The 17,518-nt window shown below is 70.9% G+C and carries 20 protein-coding genes; 9 read left to right on the plus strand and 11 right to left on the minus strand.

Going from position 1 to position 17,518, the window contains the following annotated elements:
* The first annotated feature begins 51 nt into the window (after positions 1 to 51).
* The gene (gene mptB / locus AB5I40_RS03525; RefSeq protein ID WP_370936971.1) at positions 52 to 1,614 is read left to right on the plus strand and encodes a polyprenol phosphomannose-dependent alpha 1,6 mannosyltransferase MptB; all 1,563 of its coding nucleotides are present in this window, start codon (positions 52 to 54) and stop codon (positions 1,612 to 1,614) included.
* A gap of 43 nt (positions 1,615 to 1,657) precedes the next feature.
* Here the strand turns inward: mptB and AB5I40_RS03530 are convergent, their stop codons facing one another.
* From AB5I40_RS03530 to AB5I40_RS03540, 3 genes are all read right to left on the minus strand, one after another.
* The gene (locus tag AB5I40_RS03530) at positions 1,658 to 2,467 is read right to left on the minus strand and encodes a hypothetical protein (RefSeq protein ID WP_370936972.1); all 810 of its coding nucleotides are present in this window, start codon (positions 2,465 to 2,467) and stop codon (positions 1,658 to 1,660) included.
* 103 nt (positions 2,468 to 2,570) lie between these two features.
* Positions 2,571 to 3,176, minus strand: coding sequence for a short chain dehydrogenase (locus AB5I40_RS03535; protein ID WP_370936973.1), 606 nt, complete (start codon positions 3,174 to 3,176; stop codon positions 2,571 to 2,573).
* Positions 3,173 to 4,042, minus strand: coding sequence for a helix-turn-helix domain-containing protein (locus AB5I40_RS03540; RefSeq protein ID WP_370936974.1), 870 nt, complete (start codon positions 4,040 to 4,042; stop codon positions 3,173 to 3,175). The genes AB5I40_RS03535 and AB5I40_RS03540 overlap by 4 nt, the downstream gene beginning before the upstream one ends.
* 130 nt (positions 4,043 to 4,172) lie before the next feature.
* On the opposite strand from AB5I40_RS03540, the gene AB5I40_RS03545 reads away from it, so the two are divergent.
* Positions 4,173 to 4,652 carry a nuclear transport factor 2 family protein gene (locus AB5I40_RS03545; RefSeq protein WP_370936975.1) on the plus strand — a complete coding sequence of 160 codons (480 nt, stop codon included), beginning with the start codon at positions 4,173 to 4,175 and terminating at the stop codon, positions 4,650 to 4,652.
* A gap of 87 nt (positions 4,653 to 4,739) precedes the next feature.
* Here AB5I40_RS03545 and AB5I40_RS03550 read toward each other — a convergent pair whose 3' ends face one another.
* On the minus strand, positions 4,740 to 5,618 hold the full coding sequence (locus AB5I40_RS03550) for an NAD(P)-binding domain-containing protein (RefSeq protein WP_370936976.1): 879 nt from the start codon (positions 5,616 to 5,618) through the stop codon (positions 4,740 to 4,742).
* A 216-nt stretch (positions 5,619 to 5,834) separates the two neighbouring features.
* Between AB5I40_RS03550 and AB5I40_RS03555 the strand changes: the two genes are divergently transcribed.
* A complete protein-coding gene (locus AB5I40_RS03555; protein ID WP_370940441.1) occupies positions 5,835 to 6,116 on the plus strand; it encodes a winged helix-turn-helix transcriptional regulator in 282 nt (93 codons plus the stop codon).
* Positions 6,117 to 6,123: 7 nt separating this feature from the next.
* Here the strand turns inward: AB5I40_RS03555 and AB5I40_RS03560 are convergent, their stop codons facing one another.
* From AB5I40_RS03560 to AB5I40_RS03585, 6 genes are all read right to left on the minus strand, one after another.
* Positions 6,124 to 6,312: a hypothetical protein gene (locus AB5I40_RS03560; protein ID WP_370936977.1), complete on the minus strand. Its 189-nt coding sequence runs from the start codon at positions 6,310 to 6,312 to the stop codon at positions 6,124 to 6,126.
* 2 nt (positions 6,313 to 6,314) lie between these two features.
* Complete coding sequence (locus tag AB5I40_RS03565) at positions 6,315 to 6,746, minus strand: hypothetical protein (protein ID WP_370936978.1); 432 nt, start codon at positions 6,744 to 6,746, stop codon at positions 6,315 to 6,317.
* 195 nt (positions 6,747 to 6,941) lie between these two features.
* Entirely contained in the window at positions 6,942 to 7,649 is a 708-nt protein-coding gene (locus AB5I40_RS03570; protein ID WP_370936979.1) for a hypothetical protein, read from the minus strand.
* Positions 7,650 to 7,695: 46 nt separating this feature from the next.
* Complete coding sequence (locus tag AB5I40_RS03575) at positions 7,696 to 8,109, minus strand: TIGR03668 family PPOX class F420-dependent oxidoreductase (RefSeq protein ID WP_370936980.1); 414 nt, start codon at positions 8,107 to 8,109, stop codon at positions 7,696 to 7,698.
* A 6-nt stretch (positions 8,110 to 8,115) separates the two neighbouring features.
* Positions 8,116 to 9,015 (minus strand): LD-carboxypeptidase, encoded by a 900-nt coding sequence (locus tag AB5I40_RS03580; protein ID WP_370936981.1) that lies wholly within the window; start codon positions 9,013 to 9,015, stop codon positions 8,116 to 8,118.
* Positions 9,012 to 10,943 carry a prolyl oligopeptidase family serine peptidase gene (locus AB5I40_RS03585; RefSeq protein ID WP_370936982.1) on the minus strand — a complete coding sequence of 644 codons (1,932 nt, stop codon included), beginning with the start codon at positions 10,941 to 10,943 and terminating at the stop codon, positions 9,012 to 9,014. The genes AB5I40_RS03580 and AB5I40_RS03585 overlap by 4 nt, the downstream gene beginning before the upstream one ends.
* Before the next feature lie 130 nt (positions 10,944 to 11,073).
* Between AB5I40_RS03585 and AB5I40_RS03590 the strand changes: the two genes are divergently transcribed.
* The 3 genes from AB5I40_RS03590 to AB5I40_RS03600 are packed head-to-tail and all read left to right on the plus strand — an operon-like array spanning position 11,074 to position 13,357.
* Positions 11,074 to 11,649, plus strand: a complete 576-nt coding sequence (locus AB5I40_RS03590; RefSeq protein WP_354751019.1) for a DUF3090 domain-containing protein — start codon at positions 11,074 to 11,076, stop codon at positions 11,647 to 11,649.
* An 8-nt stretch (positions 11,650 to 11,657) separates the two neighbouring features.
* On the plus strand, positions 11,658 to 12,467 hold the full coding sequence (locus tag AB5I40_RS03595) for an SCO1664 family protein (protein WP_370936983.1): 810 nt from the start codon (positions 11,658 to 11,660) through the stop codon (positions 12,465 to 12,467).
* An 11-nt stretch (positions 12,468 to 12,478) separates the two neighbouring features.
* Entirely contained in the window at positions 12,479 to 13,357 is an 879-nt protein-coding gene (locus tag AB5I40_RS03600) for a phosphotransferase (RefSeq protein WP_370936984.1), read from the plus strand.
* A 202-nt stretch (positions 13,358 to 13,559) separates the two neighbouring features.
* Here the strand turns inward: AB5I40_RS03600 and AB5I40_RS03605 are convergent, their stop codons facing one another.
* The gene (locus AB5I40_RS03605) at positions 13,560 to 14,552 is read right to left on the minus strand and encodes an aldo/keto reductase (RefSeq protein ID WP_370936985.1); all 993 of its coding nucleotides are present in this window, start codon (positions 14,550 to 14,552) and stop codon (positions 13,560 to 13,562) included.
* A 178-nt stretch (positions 14,553 to 14,730) separates the two neighbouring features.
* Here AB5I40_RS03605 and AB5I40_RS03610 point away from each other — a divergent pair, with 178 nt between their 5' ends.
* From AB5I40_RS03610 to AB5I40_RS03620, 3 genes are all read left to right on the plus strand, one after another.
* Positions 14,731 to 15,522 carry a DUF3097 domain-containing protein gene (locus tag AB5I40_RS03610; RefSeq protein WP_370940442.1) on the plus strand — a complete coding sequence of 264 codons (792 nt, stop codon included), beginning with the start codon at positions 14,731 to 14,733 and terminating at the stop codon, positions 15,520 to 15,522.
* Positions 15,523 to 15,614: 92 nt separating this feature from the next.
* Positions 15,615 to 16,049, plus strand: a complete 435-nt coding sequence (locus AB5I40_RS03615; protein ID WP_370936986.1) for an NfeD family protein — start codon at positions 15,615 to 15,617, stop codon at positions 16,047 to 16,049.
* A 116-nt stretch (positions 16,050 to 16,165) separates the two neighbouring features.
* Positions 16,166 to 17,515 (plus strand): SPFH domain-containing protein, encoded by a 1,350-nt coding sequence (locus AB5I40_RS03620; protein WP_370940443.1) that lies wholly within the window; start codon positions 16,166 to 16,168, stop codon positions 17,513 to 17,515.
* The last annotated feature ends 3 nt before the right edge of the window (positions 17,516 to 17,518 follow it).

Genomic DNA, 17,518 nt, shown 5'->3' on the forward strand with positions numbered 1-17,518 from the left:
CGGAGCCAGTGCGGGGCGGGCCGACTGCACCCGGTAATCTTCTGGATCGAAATGGCCACTACTATCGACGACGCGCAGCCGAACGCCGGAGGTCTCGACCGGCAGTTCCTGACGCCCTCGCGCTTCCCCTACCGCACCATCGCCATGGGCACGGTCGGAAGCGCCCTCCTCATGCTCGCCGCGCTCGGCGCCGGCGGCATCCTCATCCGAGACCCCGTCATCGGCCACGGCCCGCTCTCGTGGATCCGCTACGGCCACGGCCGGGCGCTCGCCAACGCGCTGCTCTACAGCGGCTTCGGCCTCGTCGTGTGGGCGTGGGTCCGGCTCGGCCGCTACGCGCTCGCCGGGCGCATCGGCAGCAAGCCGATCCTGATCGCCGCGCTGTGCTGGATGGCGCCGCTGATCGTGTCGCCGCCGCTGTTCACCCGCGACGTCTTCTCCTACCTCGGCCAGGGCGCGCAGCTGCTCTACGGGCTCGACCCGTACGCCAACGGCCCCGCCGAGCTGCCCGTGCTGCCGAACGTCGTGCAGAACGTGCACCCGCTGTGGCAGACCACGCCCGCCCCGTACGGGCCGCTGTTCCTGCTCATCTCCAAGGGCATCGTCGCGATCACCCAGGACCACATGATCGCCGGCGTCATCCTCACCCGGCTCGTCCTGCTCGTCGGGCTCGGCATGACGCTGTGGGCGCTGCCCCGGCTCGTCAAGCACCTCGGCGGGAAGCTCCCGGTCGCGCTCTGGGTCGCGGTCGCCAGCCCGATGATGGTCATCCACCTCTTCGGCGGCCCGCACAACGACCTGATGATGCTCGGCTTCCTCACCATCGGGATGCTCGCCGCGCTCGAGCGCAAGCACGTCATCGCGGTCGTGCTGGTCACCATCGGCATGCTGATCAAGCCGACCGCCGCCGTCGCGCTGCCGTTCATGGTCTGGATGTGGGCCGCGGACATGGCCGGCCCGTCGAAGACGAAGAACTTCTTCAAGGCCGGAGCCGCCGCGGTCGGGCTGTTCCTGCCGGTGTTCGTCGTCGGCACCTGGGTCTCGCTCGGCTCGCTCAACCTCGGCTGGTGGTCCGGCCTCAAGGCCCCGCAGCTCATCACCAACTGGCTGAACTTCCCCAGCGGCATCGGCGAGGCGGTCTACAACCTCGTCCACATCATCGCCAACGTCCAGCCCTCGCCGTTCGTCACCGTCGCCCGCGCCATCGCGATGGTCGGCCTCGTCGTGTTCGGCGTCCGCCAATGGTGGCTCGCCCGCGGCGGCGGCAAGGAAGCCGTCTACCGCGCCGCGATCACCCTGCTGGCCGTCGCGATCCTCATGCCGCCGACCCTGCCGTGGTACCTCACCTGGGGCTTCGTGCTGATCTCGGCGTTCCCGTGGGAACGGCGGAACCTGTCGGCGATCGTGGCGATCTCGGTGTTCGTGACCCTCGTGTACTACCCGACGGGGGAGCAGGCGCTCTACGACTGGTGGTTCATCGCGATCGTCGTCGCGGTCAGCCTCTACGCTGCCGCGTCCCTGCTGCGCCCCGACCCGCTCGGGCTCGTCGCCGCGTGGCGGAAGAAGCCCAAGGACGAGGAATTCCTCCCGGAAACCCCAGCCAAGAAGCTGTGAAACGGTGGTCCCGGTGTGGTGCCGGGACCACCTCTCGCAGGCGCTACTTGCGGTTCGCGCGGTAATTCCGGAACAGCAGGTAGGTGTCGAGAATGTCCGCCGGGTCGCTCTCCACGGAGCGGTAGATGCCCCACTTCGGCCGCACGTAATCGCCCTGATCCGGCAGCTTCACCCCGGTCTTGCTGCCCTGCGCGGCGATCGGCGCACCCGCACCGGCGCCGCTGCGGATCACGCACGCCGCCGCGCCCGCGTCGCCCGGAGTGAACGTCCACTCGATTGTGATCCACTTGTCCCGCAACGGAGCCAGCTTCGCCGCCGCGATCGACGGCGACCCCGGATTCGCGTACGCCCGCGCGGAAATCATCTCCACGCCGCCGTCGCGGACCAGATCAAGCGTCACCCACGGGCCCTCGTTGGTCGCCGGGGTCTTGGTCTGGAAGATGTGCGTGAACCGGCTCGTGCCGTGCAGGCTCGCCGGGATGAACATCTCGTAGGACAGCGTCCAGGTCTCGCCGTTGTGCATCTTCAGCGCGGAACCGTTCTGCACCATGCCCTTCGTCTCGGTCCGCTGCCGATCGCCGCCGCCGGTGGTGTCGCGGTCGTCGCGCCAGATGGTGAAGCGGTAGTGATTTCCCTCGACCACCACGTACTTCCGGTCCGGATGCAGCCCGCCGCGGTCAGCCTCGACGCCCTCGAAGGCCTTCAACCCGTCCTTCACCGGATCGGGATGCCACAACGGGCTCGCGGCCGTGGCGTAGTGCGCCAGGGGACCGGTCAGAACCGGGAGAGCGAGGGCTGACCCGACGATCGTGCGCAGCGCCGTACGGCGCGGGAAACCAGGGGAATCCGGCATCACGGAGTGACCTTTCCAAACAGGAGCGAAAGGGGCACATCGGCCGGCGGCGTCGTACATCCGATGTCTGGCAGCTCAAAGGTAAGAGTCTTGCCGAACGCGGTCAAGCGTAGGCCCGGACGACCGTCCCGGTGATGTCGCTTTCGACGCAGTTCAGGTAGTGCCGCACCACTTCGTCCATCGGCACCGGCCGCATCCCCGGGAAATGCTCGCTGAACGCGTCCACGGAATCGCCGATCAACGTCGGGCTGACCGCGTTGACCCGCATCCCGCGCGGCAGCTCGATCGCCGCCGACAGCACGAAACTGTGCAGCGCGCCGCTGATCACCCCGCCGCCGGTCACGTGCGGCCACGCCTGGTCGGCGAAAATCCCGGACGTCAGCGTGAACGACGCACCATCGGCGGCGTGATGCTGTCCTTGCAGAACCAGCTCGACCTGCCCGTAGAACTTGGCGCGCAAGTTCTCGTGCAGCTCCGCCGAGGTGAGGGTCGCGAACTCGTCCAACGCGCCGTGCGCGGCGATGCTCACGACCGCCTCCACCGCGCCGACCGCGCGGTACATCGCCGCGATCGTCTCCGGTTCGGCCAGATCGACGCGCACCTCGCCGGACGTCCGCCCAGCCACGACGACCTCATGCCCGCGCGAACGCAACTCCGGCACCAGCCGCCGTCCGATCGTCCCGGCCCCGCCGACAACGAGGATCTTCACCGCACTTTCTCCTTCTTCAGGGGTTCCGCGAAGCTTTGGGACAGCAACGCGAGCGCGTCGGCGTCGGGAGTGCCGGGGAGCGCGTAGAACAGCCCGAGCTGCTGATCGTCGTCAGGCAGCGTGACGGTCTCGTTCGCGAGCGTCAGACATCCGACCACTGGATGGTCGAGTTCGCGCACGTAGTACGAGCAGGTCCGGACCGGCCGCTTCGCCCACATCCGTGCGAACTCCGGACTCTCCACCGCCAGCCGCCCGACGAGCTGCTCCAGCACCGGATCGTCCCGATGCCGCGCGACCGCCTGATGCAGCGCCGCGACGGTGACCGACGCCTTGTCCGCCCAATCCCGGTAGAGCGCGCGATGATGCGGGTCGAGGAACAACATCCGCGCGATGTTCGGGCGGACCCGCTCGTCCGGCGCCCCGAACGCGACGTGCCCGGCCAGCAGCGCGTGCCCGAGCCGGTTCCACGCCAGGACATCGGCCCGGTGATCGACCACCACCGCGGGCAGCGCGGACATCGCCGCCAGCAAATCCCGCACCGCGGGCCGCAGTTTGGCCCTCCGGGCCCGCGGCCGAGCCGCGCGGCGAGGCGCGGCGAGATTCCTCAGGTGCTCGTGCTCGGCCGGAGCCAGCTGCAACGCCGCCGCCAGTGCGTCGATCACCGCGTCCGACGCACTGCCGCTGGCCCCTTGTTCGAGCCGGGTGTAGTAGCTGACGCTCACCCCGGCCAGCTCGGCCAGTTCCTCCCGGCGCAGCCCGGGAACCGCGCGCCGGGTCCCGCTGGGCGCGATGCCCGCGGCCTCCGGCGTCAACCGCTCGCGGCGGCTGCGGAGAAAACCGCCGAGTTCGTTGCTTCCGTTGCTCACGAGGCCATCCTGGCTCGCCGCCGGGCCCGCCGCCTGCCCCTGACCGGGATACCCGTCCGCGACCGCACATGTCACGTCCGCCCGGCGCGGAACGATGAACCGAGACAGCGGAACCCCGAGGGAGAAGCCGGTGCAGGAAACGGATCAGCCCGAACTCGACGCGTTGCTTGCCACGTCCCGCATCATCCGCACCTTCAACAGCTACTACCGCGCGGTCGACGAACGCCAGTTCGACGCCCCGCGTTTCCAGCGCATTTTCGCGCCGGACGGGAAAATCGTGCGCCCCAACGGCACCGAGATCGCCGGACCCGCCGACATCGCCGAAAGCCACGCCCGCAGCTTCGCCCGCTTCGAAGCGAGCCAGCACCTGCTCACCGGCCACGACGTCGAACTCGACGGCCCCGCCGCGGAGGTACGGGCGAACCTCGTCGCGATCCACCTGTGGAAAGACCGCCCGATCACCGTGCGGATGGAGGACCGCGCGTTCACCGCCGGCGGGGTGGTTGCCGCGGACCTGCGAGAGACCGGGAAAGGCTGGCGGATCACCGAAGTCCGCACGCGGATCCTGTGGCGGACCGGGTACTTCGGGGATCTGGCGCAGACCCGCTGACTCGCCGGGGGGCCGAGGAGGTCCACGATCCCGTTCGTCGCGTTCGGCTCGCACCGCATGTCCGGCACCGGCCGGTCGCTCCCGCAGCTACGCCGCCGGTGCGCGGAGCACCTCCACCAGTGCCGAGATGCTGTGGTCCCCGTGCCCCGCCTCGACCGCCCGCCGCAGCAGGTCGTTGAGCGGGGCGCGCCAGGAACTGTCGACACCCGCCTCCGCACCGAACGCGGCGTCGTCGGCGGCCATCTCGTGGAAGAGGTTCACCGACGACGCCGCTGTGGTGTAGTCGCCGCGGTCGATCTCGTCGGCGAACACCGGCAGGACCGAGTTGATCATCTCGAACCATTTCACGGTGAACCGGACCAGCGTGCTCGCCTCCAGCCCGCGCGACTGGACCGCGGCCGCGCCCTGGAAGAACCCGGCGAGCGCGGGCAACAGGGTGCCGCCGACCGCCATCTCGTACAGCGCGGCCAGATCCGGCTCGCTGCCGAGGTGCACGGTGTCGCCGCCGAGCACCTTCAACGTCGTCTCGTGCTCGTCGAAGACGGCCTTGCCCCCGGCGTAGTAGAGCAGCGTGTCCCGCGCCCCGACCGCGGACGGCACGTTCTTGACCGCCCCGGCGAGAAACCGTGCACCGCGACCCGAGGCCCACGCGGCCGTCGCGCGGGCCTCGGCCGGGGTCCCGCTGTTCAAGGTCACGAGCGCGCGCCCGTCGAAAGCGATCGGCCCCAATGCCTCGCGAGTGTCGCCGAACGTGGTCAGGCACGTGACGACCAGCGGGCTCGCGGCGACCGCCGACGCCGGATCGGCGGCCTGGGCCGCCCCGTCGGCCACCAGCGGCGCGGCCTTGCCCGGCGTCCGGTTCCACACCGTCGTCGGATGCCCGGCCGCGAGGAACGCCCCGGCGAGTGCCCGCCCCATCGACCCCAGCCCCACGACGGTCACCGGCGTGCGAGTATCCCCAGCCATATTTTTCAGCTCCAGCAATAGTTTCTGATGAATCGCACCGTCCACATCGGACTTCGCGGCCCGGGTTCCGGTGTCCGTTTCATCCTGAAGCCGTACGCACCGAAGATCAAGTACCTACAATTTTGTTCGGTACTGACATTATTGTCAGCGGCACGGCAAGGGGAGGAGCGTCCGGTGAAGAAGTACACCTGCGGACTCGACGCGGCGATCGCCGTCATGGGCGGCAAATGGAAAGGCCTGATCCTGTTCGCGCTGAGCGAGGCCCCGGTCCGCTTCGGCGTGCTGCGGCGCGCGGTGCCCGGCATCAGCGAACGCATCCTGATCCACCAGCTCCGGGAGCTGGAAACCAGCGGGCTCGTGCACCGCGAGGTCTACCACCAGGTCCCGCCGAAGGTGGAGTACTCGCTGACCGATTTCGGCCGCACCCTCAACACCGCGATCGCCCCGCTCGGCGAATGGGGCGAGGAACATCTCGAGCGGATCGAAGCCCTGCCCTGAAACCGGGTCAGCGCTTTGCCGCGCGGTACCGGTTGATCAGCGCGGTGAGAGTCGCGTGGTCCGCGCCGCTGTTGAGCGCGGCGACCAGGTCGTCCGGGCAGAGCTGGTAGTGATCGCCCCACCAGCGGCGGGCGCGGTTGTCCCAGATCTGGTACCCGCCGGGCACGCCGCGAGCCACGTAGCGCCGTTTCGCCATCGTCAGTCCTGGTCGAACGCCGCGACGAAGGTGGGAGCCAGCCGCTTCAGTTCGGCCTGCTGCGCCGCCGCGTCCGCGGTCGTGCTGTCGGTCCGGATCGCGAGCACCCGGTCGCCGCGGGCGAACACCAAGGCGCAACTGGACATCCGGGGCCCGCGGAACCGGCGGCAGAACCCGAGCTGCGGATCGGCGACCCCGGAAACCGAGAACCTCTGCGGCACCCCGGATTCAGCGTCGCCGCAGCTCAGTGCCGCACCGACACCCGCGAGAACCTGCTCGCCGGAATAGCCTTCGTACTCGGCCGCCAGCTGCCAGACGAGCAGTTGCCCGCTTCGGGCGATCGCCTGCGCGTCGTTTCGCAGGGCGGAGTCCCAAGGTCGCTTGCCGTCGCACGACGGCGCGAGATGCAACGGGTTGATCCACTTGGCGGCCATGGATGCAGAGGCCTGTGTCAGCTCGACCCCTACCTCGCTCAACTGCTTCTCGTTCGGCAAATACTTGCTGAGATCCTTGGCGGAGGGCGTCGAAGTCTCGCCCGCTCAACCCGCGAGCAGCGCGAGCCCGGCTACGGCCCCCAAGATCCCCCTCCGCACGCGGGGAAGATCGCCAGGCTCGGACCCGGCGTTACCTCAGTCCTGGTCGAACGCCGCGACGAAGGTGGGAGCCAGCCGCTTCAGTTCGGCCTGCTGCGCCGCCATGCTCATTTGGTAGTCGGTGGCCGCGACAGCGAGAACGCGGTTGCCGTGCGCAAGCACCAGGACGCAGCTCGCCATCCGGGCCTCCGCGAACTGCCCGCAGAACCCGAGTTGCGGATCGGCGATGCCGGGGACCGAGAACCGGGACTTCACTGTGAGCTCGGCGTCCTCCGACAGCCCCTTGCCGTGCGAGGAGAACCGGCTCACGAACGCGAGATCGTGGTCCCCGGACGCCGTTTTCCCGCAGCCGAGCGCCTTGTCCAGGCCCGAGACGACCTGCGAGCCGGTGTAGCCCTCGTACTCGGCGAGCCGCTGCCGGATCCACAGCGTGTCCTTTGTGGAGTACGCCTGCGCGCCGTTCCGCACGGCGGCGTCCCAAGGCTGGTCGGCGCCGCACACCCGCACGATGCGCAGCGGCGTGTTCGGACCGACGACGTACGGCAGCCGATCTCGTCCCACGGTGAGCCCGGCCTTGGTCAGCTCGTCCCCGCTCGGCAGGTACTTCGTGAGGTCACCCGCGGCCGACGGCGGCGCGGAACTCGACGGCGGCGCGGAACTCGGTTTCGGAGCAGCCGCCGGAGCCTCGGCCGAACAGCCCGCGACCAGCAGGACAAGGCCGGTCACCACAAGCGCGATACGCATGATCCTCCCCATTTCGGGAGAAAGATCGCGAGCACTCGAACCGGCGTTACGAACTCGCCCAACCTCGCCAGGTCCGCACCTCGGTCACGACCACCGCGTGCTCAGGAGGCCGCTCGGCGTACTGGGGATACTTCTCCGTCAACCAACCGACATACGAAGCCCGCGAAGCGTCAGAGACCACCCGCGCCACGCCGTCCGCTCGGGCCCACCACAACCGCGACCAATCCTCGTCGTACTCGTCGACCAGGAACGACACCGCCGGGTTCTCCGCGATGTTCGCCAGCCGCCGCAACGACGTCGTGGTCTTCGGTTTGTGGTCGACCGCGAACACGACCGTGTCGTCGCGCACCGCGAACGTCACCGGCACCAGATGCGGGACCCCGCGACTGTCCGCTGTGGCGAGCCTGGCCACCCGCGCCGCCGCGAACCTCGCCCGGGTCTCCACAGTGGACAGTCGCATGCGGGCTCAGTCCAGCGCGGGGGAGTCGAGGGTGACGGTGCCCAGTTCGGTGTCGAGCGACGCGGACACGCCAAGCGGCAGCGTCGGCGACCCCGCGACGTGCCCGAAGCCGAACCCGCTCAGCACCGGAACCCCGAGCGGCGACAACCGTTCCGCCAGCAGTTCCCGGACCTCCGCCGGATCGCCGCACGCGGCCCACGAACCCAGCACGACCCCGCGCGCTCCGTCGAACCAGCCGGAACGCAGCAGCTGCGTCACCATCCGGTCGATCCGGTACGGGCTCTCGGTCACGTCCTCCAGCAGCACGATCCCGCCGCGCGCGGACCCCTGCTCCGCCGTCCCGACCCCGGACGCCAGCAGCGACAGATTCCCGCCCACCAGCACGCCCAGCGCGCGGCCGGGCACGACGACGTCCGGTTCCCGCGCCCGCAGCACCCGCGCGTGGTCCGGCTCGAACAACGTCCGCCGCAGGTGCTCCGACGCGGCTTCGTCGAACAGGACGCTCGCGGGCATCGGAGAAAGCAGCGTCGCGAGGTCCAGATGGGTGTGCACGGCCCGGTGCAGCGCGGTTACATCGCTCGACCCGGCCAGCACCTTAGGCCCCGCGGCCCGCAACGCCGCCCAGTCCACCAGATCGATCATCCGCTGCGTCCCGTAGCCGCCGCGCGCCGCGAGCACGCACCGGACCTCCGGATCCAGCCACGCTTCGGTGAACTCCGCGGCGCGTGCCTGGTCTGGTGCCGAAAGGTACGACCCGCCGGAAGCCCGCACCCCGGCGCCGATCCGCACCTTCACGCCCCACTCGCGCAGCACCGGCAGCGCGGCGTCCAGCAAGTCCTGCGGCACCGGTCCGGACGGCGCGACGAGCGCGACGGTGTCCCCGGCGGAGAGTCTGGCGGGCCTCACCGGGTCAGCTCCAGCCGCGGCACGTCCGGGGTCTCGAAGCCGAAAACCTGGCCGTAGAAGGAAAGTTCCGCCTCCAGCGCGGCCACGATCGTCTCCGCCTTCCGGAAACCGTGCTGCTCGCCCTCGAACCGCAGGTACGCGTGCGGGATCCCGCTGCCGTCGATTTCGGAAACGAACCGGTCCGCCTGGTCCGGCGGGCAGATCTCGTCCTCCAGCCCCTGCAGGAACAGCACCGGCCCGGCCAGCGAGCCCACGTGCGTCATCGGCGAGCGCTCCCGGTACCGCTGCGCGGTTTCCGGATACGGGCCGACCATGCTGACCAGGTACTGCGACTCGAAGTCGTGCGTTTCGCCGCCCTCGCCGGTCCAGCCGGCGAAGTCGAGGATCGGGAACTTCACCGTCGCCGCCGCGTAGGTGCGGGTCATCGTGATCGACGCCGCCGAGGTGAACCCGCCGGCGCTGCCGCCGCGGATGCCCAGCCGCGCCCGGTCGGCGATCCCTTCCGCGACCAGCGCTTCGGCGACCGCCGCGCAGTCGCGCACGTCCACCACGCCCCACTGCTCCCGCAGCCGCTCGCGGAACGCCCGCCCGTAGCCGGTGGAGCCGCCGTAGTTCACCGCGACGACGCCGATGCCGCGGCTGGTGAAGTACGCGAAGTCCAGGTCGAGCGATTCGTCGCTGTGCCCGGTCGGCCCGCCGTGCACGTGGACCACGTACGGCGGCAGTTCGCCCTCCGGCGCGACGAAGTCCGGGTTCGTCGGCGGGAACACGTACGCCGGGATGTCCGCGCCGTCCGGCCCGGTGAACACCCGCTCCTGCGGGACCGGCAGGTACTCCGCGGGCGGCAGCGAGGCCGGCTGCGGCGTGAGCGCCCGCCACTTCCCGGTGTCCGGGTCCAGCACCACGACCGCGCTCTCGTGCCGCGGCCCGCCCGCGATCCCGGCGATCCCGTCCGCCGTCGCGACCAGCCCGACCGACGACCACACGGTCAGCTCGGTGTCGACGCGCGTCACCGAACCGTCGCTCTCGTCCAGGATCGCCAGTTTGCCGGAGTCGAGGACCGCGTGCTTCCCGCCGCCCAGCGGGGCGAACCAGCTGGTGCCGAGCTTCCACATCGGCCCGCCCAGTTCGCGCTCCACCGGCGCGAGGTTGACCGTCGCGCCGTCGAGCCCGACGCGGTGCAGGTTCCACCAGCCGTCCGGGTCGGCGAGCACGAGGAGCTGATCCGCGGTCTCCCACGCCACCTGGCACACCGCGACCTCCGGCCCGCCCGCCAGCACGCGCGCGTCCCCGAAGGAACCGTCGGCCGCCACCGGCGCGACGAACAGCTCGGTCCCGTCCCACGGCATCGCCGGGTGATCCCACGCGAGCCACGCGGCGTGCGCGCCGTCCGCCGACAGCTGCGGCGCGGTGAAGAACCGGTGGCCTTCGACGAGCACCCGTTCGGCGGAGCCGTTCAGCGGGATCGCGACCAGCTCGCGGGAGATGTCGGTGCGCCGCGGCCCGGTGCTGCGCTCGCGGACCGCCCACACCTCGCCCGCGCGGCCGGGCCGGAGGTCGCCGTAGCGGACACCTTGCGGCGTGGCCGGTTCCGGCGTCAGCGCGGCGACTTCGCCGTCCTTCAGCGCGTACACCCGCTGGTCGGCCCAGTGCGTGAACACCACGACGCCGTCGACCGCGAGCCACGGCCGTCCGCCGTACTCGTGCACCCGGTTGCGGACGTTCCACGGCGCGGGCAGCACGTCCTCGACGCCGCCGCCGGGAAGCGCGCGCACGAGAGCGACGCGACCGCCTTCGGCCGGCCGCGCTTCCGCCCACCAGAGCGCGCCGTCGACCGCGGCGAGCCATTGCGCGCCGCAGCCGGCGGCTGCCGCGTCGGCCGCGGTGACGGGAGAGGTCCAGGTTCCATGAGGAGAGATGCGAGGCACCCGGAAAGCGTAACGAGGATCCGCTGCGTGTCCGGATCCGCACGCACCGCGCAGGAATCGCGCGCGAACTCACCTCAACCCGGGGCGGCGGATGCCGATCATGCGGGCGTGGCCTAGGGTCGAAGATGCTATGTCACGCGTAATCCACGTCTTCCGCAAGCCCGACCGGTTCGTGGCCGGCACGGTCGGCGAGCCCGGCGACCGCACCTTCTACCTCCAGGCGACGGAGGACGTGCGGACGATCAGCGTCACGATCGAAAAACAGCAGGTGGTCGTCCTCGCGGAGCGGCTCGGCTCGCTCCTGGAGGAGGTCGCCAGCCGGTTCGGCGCCGACGTGCCCGCACAGGCCCCCGACGACGAGGTCGACGTGGACCCGCTCGCGGTGCCCGTCGAGGAGGAGTTCCGGGTCGGCACGATGGGGCTCGGCTGGGACGCCGACTCCGGCGCGGTCGTCGTGGAACTGCTCGCGATCACCGAGGGCGAAATCGACGAGACCGTCGTGCTCGACGACACCGAGGAGGGCCCGGACGCGGTGCGCGTCTTCCTCACGCCGGTCGCCGCCCGCGCCTTCGCCGAACGCGCCGACCGCGTCGTCAACGCCGGCCGCAAGCCGTGCCCGCTGTGCGGCGAACCGCTCGACCCGGCCGGGCACATCTGCCCGCGGCAGAACGGGTACCGGCGCGACGTCGACGTGACCGAGGACTGAGGGCGCCCGTGGCGAGCACCGCGCCAGGGCCGGCCGACCCCGCCGCCCGCGATTTCGTCTCCCGCGGCCGCATCGACGTCGAGGGCAGGCTGGTCGACGCCTCCAACGTCACGCTGTTCTGCGCGATCGAACTCGACGGCGTCACCGGCCGCGTGGTGTACAAGCCGGTGTCGGGGGAGCGCCCGCTGTGGGACTTCCCGGACGGCACCCTCGCCGGCCGCGAGGTCGCCACCGCGATGATCTCCGACGCCTGCGGCCTCGGCGCGATCCCGCCCACCGTGCTGCGGGACGGCCCGTTCGGGCCCGGCATGGTGCAGCTGTGGGTCGAAACCGACGAGGACGCCGAAGCCGTCGACGTCCGCGCGCCGGAAGAAGTCCCCGAAGGCTGGCGCACCGTGCTCCACGCGCACGACCGGCTCGGCGAACCGGCGGTCCTCGTCCACGCCGACCACCCGGACCTGCGCGAACTCGCGGTCCTCGACATCGTCGTCAACAACACCGACCGCAAGGGCGGCCACCTGCTCGCCGCGACCGACGGCCACGTCTACGGCGTGGACCACGGCATCTGCCTGCACACCGACCCGAAGCTGCGCACCGTGCTGTGGGGCTGGATCGGCGAGGACCTGCCCGAGGACGCGGTCGAGAAACTGCGGAAGCTCCGCGCGGACCTCGACGGCCGCCTCGGCGCGGAACTCGGTGAGCACCTCACCGCCTTCGAGATCCGGGCGCTTTCGCAGCGCACCGACTATCTGCTCGCCGAGGCGGTGTTCCCCGAGCCCGGCGACGACTGGCGCGCGATCCCTTGGCCGCTGTTCTAATGGCGGAACCGATGGACACCGCTCTGATGGACTCTGCCGCCCGCGCCCGCCTGGTCAATCGCTTCGGCCCGGCCGCCGAAGCGTGGTGCGACGCGCTGCCCGCACTGGTCGAACGGCTCTGCCGCCAGTGGGGCCTCACCGTGTCCGAAGCCCGGCCCGGCAACACCGGCCGCACGCTGCTCTGCCGCGACGGCGAGGACGCGCTGAAGGTGCTCAAACTCTGCCCGGACCGCGCGATCGCGACCGCGGAGGCCACCGCGCTGGGCTCGTGGGCCGGGCTGTCGCGGGTCGTGCAGATCCTCGACGCCGACCTCGACCACGGCGCCGTGCTGCTCGAAGGGCTCGAACCGGGCGACACGTTCACCGAACGCGGCGCGGACGTCCCGTGGGACCAGATCGGCGAACTGCTCGCCGACGTCCACGGCGTCCCGGTCGCCGGGCCGTTCCCGACCCAGCTCGAACGCGTCCGGTTCATGTTCGGCCTCGCCGAGCAACGCCTGGCCGGATCCCCGGCCGAAGCGCACCTCCCGCTGGAATCGCTGCGCACCGGCCTCGCCCGCTCCGAGAAACTCGCCGCCAGCGGCCCGATCGCGCTCGTGCACGGCGACCTGCATCCCGGCAACGTCCTGGACGCCGGACCAGCGCGCGGCGCGGTCGCGATCGACCCGCGCCCGTGCGTCGGCGACCCGGCCTTCGACGCGGTCGACTGGGCAGTGCTGCCGATGGCCGACGGCGCCGCGGTCGAGGACGGGATCGCCAAACTCCCGCACCTCGACGGCGACCGGGTGCACGCGTGGTGCGTCGCGCTCGCCCCGCTCGTGGCCATGGGCCCGCTCCGCCGAGGCGGGCCGACGGCGTTCACCGACGCCGTGCTGCGGATGGCCAGCTGAGCCGGTCCGGGACTAATGCCAGGAACCCGCACAGCGGCGAGGCTAGGTGTCCGTGAGAGACCTACGAGATGCGCCACAGGCAAGGCGAACGTACGTGAGGGGAACCCTCATGTACTCAGATTCCCCCAGGGTTCCCCTCACGTACCTCACCCGCGGCCTCGCCTCAGGTATCTGGCATTGGCGGTCAGGGCGCGTCGAGCCGCTAACCCCGAGCGATCTCAGCGGTGTGCGCGGGGACGTAGCGCTCGCCCGTCACCTGGTCGCTCAGCGGATCCAGCGCGGCCAGCGCCTCGGCGTCCAGCGTGACCTCCAACGCGGCCGCGTTCTGCTCCAGCCGGGCCGGGCTGCGGGTGCCCGGAATGGCCGCCACCGCCACCCCGAGCCGTTCGGCCTGGGCGTACACCCACGCCAGCGCCACCTGGGCCGGGCTGGCGCCCAGCCGGTCGGCCACCTCGCGCACGGTCTGCGCGATCTTCTCGTTGGCCTCGCCCGCCTCCCCGGCGAACCGGGGATTGGTGCGCCGGAAGTCCTTCTCGCCCAACGCGGAGCGGTCCAGGGCACCGGTCAGGAACCCTCGCCCCAGCGGCGAGTACGGCACCAGCCCGACCCCCAGCTCGGCCATCACCGGAGTGACGGCCTCGACGTCCCGGGTCCACAGCGAGTACTCGCTCTGCACCGCGGCGATCGGGTGCACCGCGTGCGCCCGGCGCAGCAGTTCGCCGTCGACCTCGGACAGGCCCAGATGGCGGACCTTGCCAGCCTGGACGAGTTCGGCCATCGCTCCGACGGTCTCTTCGATTTCCACGTCCTGGGGCGGGCGGTGGGCGTAGTAGAGGTCGATCACGTCGACGCCCAGCCGCAGCAGCGAGGCGTCGCAGGAGCGCAGCACGTAGTCCCGGGCGCCGCGGATGCGGCGGGCCGCGTCGCCGCCGCTGCGGTCGAGGCCGAACTTCGTGGCCAGCTGCACCTGGTCCCGACGACCGTGGACGGCCCGGCCCACCAGCACCTCGTTGTGCCCGGAGCCGTAGGCGTCGGCGGTGTCCAGGAACGTGACGCCCAGTTCCAAGGCCCGGTCGATGGTGGCCATGCCGCCGTCCCAGTCGGCGGCGCCGTAGCTCTCGCTCATCCCCATGCACCCCAAGCCCATCGCGCTGACAGCGAGACCGGGCGAGCCGAGCGTGGTTCGGGTGATCATGCGCGGATACTCCTCCTGCCCGGCCGACCGGGCGGTGCTGCGAAGAATTACGGACGCCGCCGACGCTAGGAGCTGGAGCGCGCTCCACGTCAAGCCGGAGGACCGGCTCCCTCCGGCGTGGCGGCGGGACGTGCCCTCGCTGCGGGCGATAACGTGCCCGACCGTGCGCTATCACGACGTGCTGTCCGGCCCCCGCAAGCGGAAGATCCCGGAGGTCCCCGCCGAGCCGGGCCTCGTGGTCGAGGATCCGGCCAGCGGCTACTGCGGCGCGGTGGTGAAGATCGAGTACGGGAACGTCGTCCTCGAGGACGCCAAGGGCCGCCACCGGGTGTTCCCGCTCGAGCCCGCCGGGTTCCTGCTGGAAGGCAAACCGGTCACGCTCGTGCCGGTCAAGAAGACCGCCGCCCCGGCACGGCAGGTGTCGGCGTCCGGCTCGGTCCGCGTGCAGGGCCTGCAGGCACGGGTCGCGCGCGACTCCCGGATCTGGGTCGAGGGCAAGCACGACGCCGAACTGGTCGAACGCGTCTGGGGACACGACCTGCGCGTCGAAGGCGTCGTCGTGGAACCGCTCGACGGCGTCGACGTCCTCGCCGACCGCATCGCCGAATTCGGCACCGGACCCGGGCGCAGGCTCGGCGTCCTCGTCGACCACCTCGTCGCGGGCAGCAAGGAATCCCGCCTGGTCGGGCAGATCCGCGACGAGCAGGTGCTCGTCACCGGGCACCCGTACATCGACGTCTGGCAGGCGGTGAAACCCGCGTCGGTCGGCATCCGCGCCTGGCCGGAGATCCCGCGCGGCGTCGAATGGAAAGCCGGCATCTGCGACGCGCTCGGCTGGGGCGAACCGTACGAGGGCTGGCAGCGCGTGCTCGCCGGGGTGCGCAGCTTCCGCGATCTCGAAACGCCGCTGATCGGCGCGGTGGAACGGCTCATCGACTTCGTGACCGAACCGGGCGATGACACACCGTAATGCCCGTTATGCCGGAAAAATCCAAGGTCACGCGTCGGTCACGTCGAGTAGTTTGCCCGGTGCGAAACGACGCGATCTGAGAGCATGAGGGCATGGCAGCGGCTCTGATCTGGCTGATCATCGGCATCGTCCTGATGATCGCGGAGGTGATCTCCGGGGACTTCGTGCTGATCATGCTCGGCATCGGCGCGTTGCTCGGAGCCGGCTCGGAAGCGCTCACGGGCAACATCTACATCGACGTCGCCGTGTTCGCGGTCAGCTCGGTCGGGCTGCTCGCGTTGGTCCGCCCGGCGCTCAAGCGCCGCTTTCTCTCCGGGTCGGGCATCCCCACCGGCATCGACGCGCTGGTCGGAGCCCGCGCCGTCGTAGTGTCCACTGTGGACTACGATGCCGGCCAGGTGAAAATCGGCGGCGAGGTGTGGTCGGCGCGCGCCGTGCACGAATCGCAGCCGCCGATCGCGCCGGGCACCAGCGTCACGGTCGTCGAGATCTCCGGCGCCACGGCCGTGGTGGACATCGTCTCGTGAGGCGCCGTCCGAGGAAAAACGGTACTAGGTAAGGGGAAACGCTCTTGTCGACAATAGCGATCGTCGTGGTCGCACTGCTGGCTCTGTTCGTCATCATCACAGTGGTCAAGGCGATCATGGTGGTGCCACAGGCCCAGTCGGCGGTGATCGAGCGGCTCGGCCGGTTCCGCACGGTCGCTTCGCCCGGCCTGACCTTCCTCGTCCCGTTCCTGGACAAGGTGCGCGCGCGGATCGACCTGCGCGAGCAGGTCGTCTCGTTCCCGCCGCAGCCGGTGATCACCGAGGACAACCTGACGGTGAACATCGACACCGTCGTGTACTTCCAGGTCACCGACTCGCGCGCCGCGGTCTACGAGATCTCGAACTACATCATCGGCGTCGAGCAGCTCACCACCACCACGCTCCGCAACGTGGTCGGCGGCATGAGCCTGGAAGAGACGCTGACCTCCCGCGACTCGATCAACACCCAGCTGCGCGGCGTGCTCGACGAGGCCACCGGCCGCTGGGGCATCCGCGTCGCCCGCGTCGAGCTGAAGGCGATCGAGCCGCCCGCCTCCATCCAGGACTCGATGGAGAAGCAGATGCGCGCCGACCGGGAGAAGCGCGCGATGATCCTCACCGCGGAAGGCCAGCGGGAATCGTCGATCAAGACGGCCGAAGGCCAGAAGCAGAGCCAGATCCTCGCCGCGGAAGGCCAGAAGCAGGCCGCGATCCTCGCCGCGGAGGCGGAACGGCAGTCGCGGATCCTGCGCGCACAGGGTGAACGAGCCGCCCGCTACCTGCAGGCACAGGGCCAGGCGAAGGCGATCGAGAAGGTGTTCGCGGCGATCAAGGCCGGCCGCCCGACGCCGGAAGTCCTCGCCTACCAGTACCTGCAGACGCTCCCGCAGATGGCGCAGGGCGACGCGAACAAGGTCTGGATGATCCCGAGCGACTACGGCAAGGCCCTCGAAGGCTTCGCCCGCGCCCTCGGCGCTCCCGGCGACGACGGCGTGTTCCGCTACGAGCCGCCGAAGGACGACACCCCGGCCCGCCCGGACCTCGACGACGACGAGGTCGCCGGATGGTTCGACACGAGCAGCGACCCGAAGGTCGCCGAGGCCGTGGCCGCCGCGGAAGCGGTGGCGCGCAAGGAGGTCGACGGGCCGCTGGGCGCGGCGACGGAACGCCGGGCGATCGGCGGGGCTCCGGCCGCCAAGCCCGAAGCTCCCGCACCGGTCCAGGAAGAGGAGCCGCCCGCGCCGCCGGAGCGGCCGCGGCAGCCCAGCACTCCGCCGCCTGCCCAGCAGCAGCAGTCGTTGCCGCAGCCGCAGCCTCCGGCAGGACCGGGACCGCAGGGCGGGCCGTACCAGGGACCGCCGCCGCAGCAGTTCGGCGGACCGCAGGGACCCGGACCGGGCAGCGGGCCGTTCCCGCAGCAGGGCCCGTTCGGCGGACCGCAGGGCGGGCCGCCGCCGCAGCGCTGATCT

Source organism: Amycolatopsis sp. cg13, from assembly GCF_041346965.1.
Taxonomy (GTDB): domain Bacteria; phylum Actinomycetota; class Actinomycetes; order Mycobacteriales; family Pseudonocardiaceae; genus Amycolatopsis.

What these genes read in the sequence shown, in the direction of transcription:
- AB5I40_RS03620 (WP_370940443.1), top strand. Translation starts at nt 16,166, where the DNA reads ATGGTGGTGCCACAGGCCCAGTCGGCGGTGATCGAGCGGCTCGGCCGG.
- AB5I40_RS03550 (WP_370936976.1), bottom strand. Translation starts at nt 5,618, where the DNA reads ATGGCTGGGGATACTCGCACGCCGGTGACCGTCGTGGGGCTGGGGTCG.
- AB5I40_RS03560 (WP_370936977.1), bottom strand. Translation starts at nt 6,312, where the DNA reads ATGGCGAAACGGCGCTACGTGGCTCGCGGCGTGCCCGGCGGGTACCAG.
- AB5I40_RS03575 (WP_370936980.1), bottom strand. Translation starts at nt 8,109, where the DNA reads ATGCGACTGTCCACTGTGGAGACCCGGGCGAGGTTCGCGGCGGCGCGG.
- AB5I40_RS03590 (WP_354751019.1), top strand. Translation starts at nt 11,074, where the DNA reads ATGTCACGCGTAATCCACGTCTTCCGCAAGCCCGACCGGTTCGTGGCC.
- mptB (WP_370936971.1), top strand. Translation starts at nt 52, where the DNA reads ATGGCCACTACTATCGACGACGCGCAGCCGAACGCCGGAGGTCTCGAC.
- AB5I40_RS03605 (WP_370936985.1), bottom strand. Translation starts at nt 14,552, where the DNA reads ATGATCACCCGAACCACGCTCGGCTCGCCCGGTCTCGCTGTCAGCGCG.
- AB5I40_RS03565 (WP_370936978.1), bottom strand. Translation starts at nt 6,746, where the DNA reads ATGGCCGCCAAGTGGATCAACCCGTTGCATCTCGCGCCGTCGTGCGAC.
- AB5I40_RS03615 (WP_370936986.1), top strand. Translation starts at nt 15,615, where the DNA reads ATGGCAGCGGCTCTGATCTGGCTGATCATCGGCATCGTCCTGATGATC.
- AB5I40_RS03600 (WP_370936984.1), top strand. Translation starts at nt 12,479, where the DNA reads ATGGACACCGCTCTGATGGACTCTGCCGCCCGCGCCCGCCTGGTCAAT.
- AB5I40_RS03570 (WP_370936979.1), bottom strand. Translation starts at nt 7,649, where the DNA reads ATGCGTATCGCGCTTGTGGTGACCGGCCTTGTCCTGCTGGTCGCGGGC.
- AB5I40_RS03530 (WP_370936972.1), bottom strand. Translation starts at nt 2,467, where the DNA reads ATGCCGGATTCCCCTGGTTTCCCGCGCCGTACGGCGCTGCGCACGATC.
- AB5I40_RS03555 (WP_370940441.1), top strand. Translation starts at nt 5,835, where the DNA reads ATGGGCGGCAAATGGAAAGGCCTGATCCTGTTCGCGCTGAGCGAGGCC.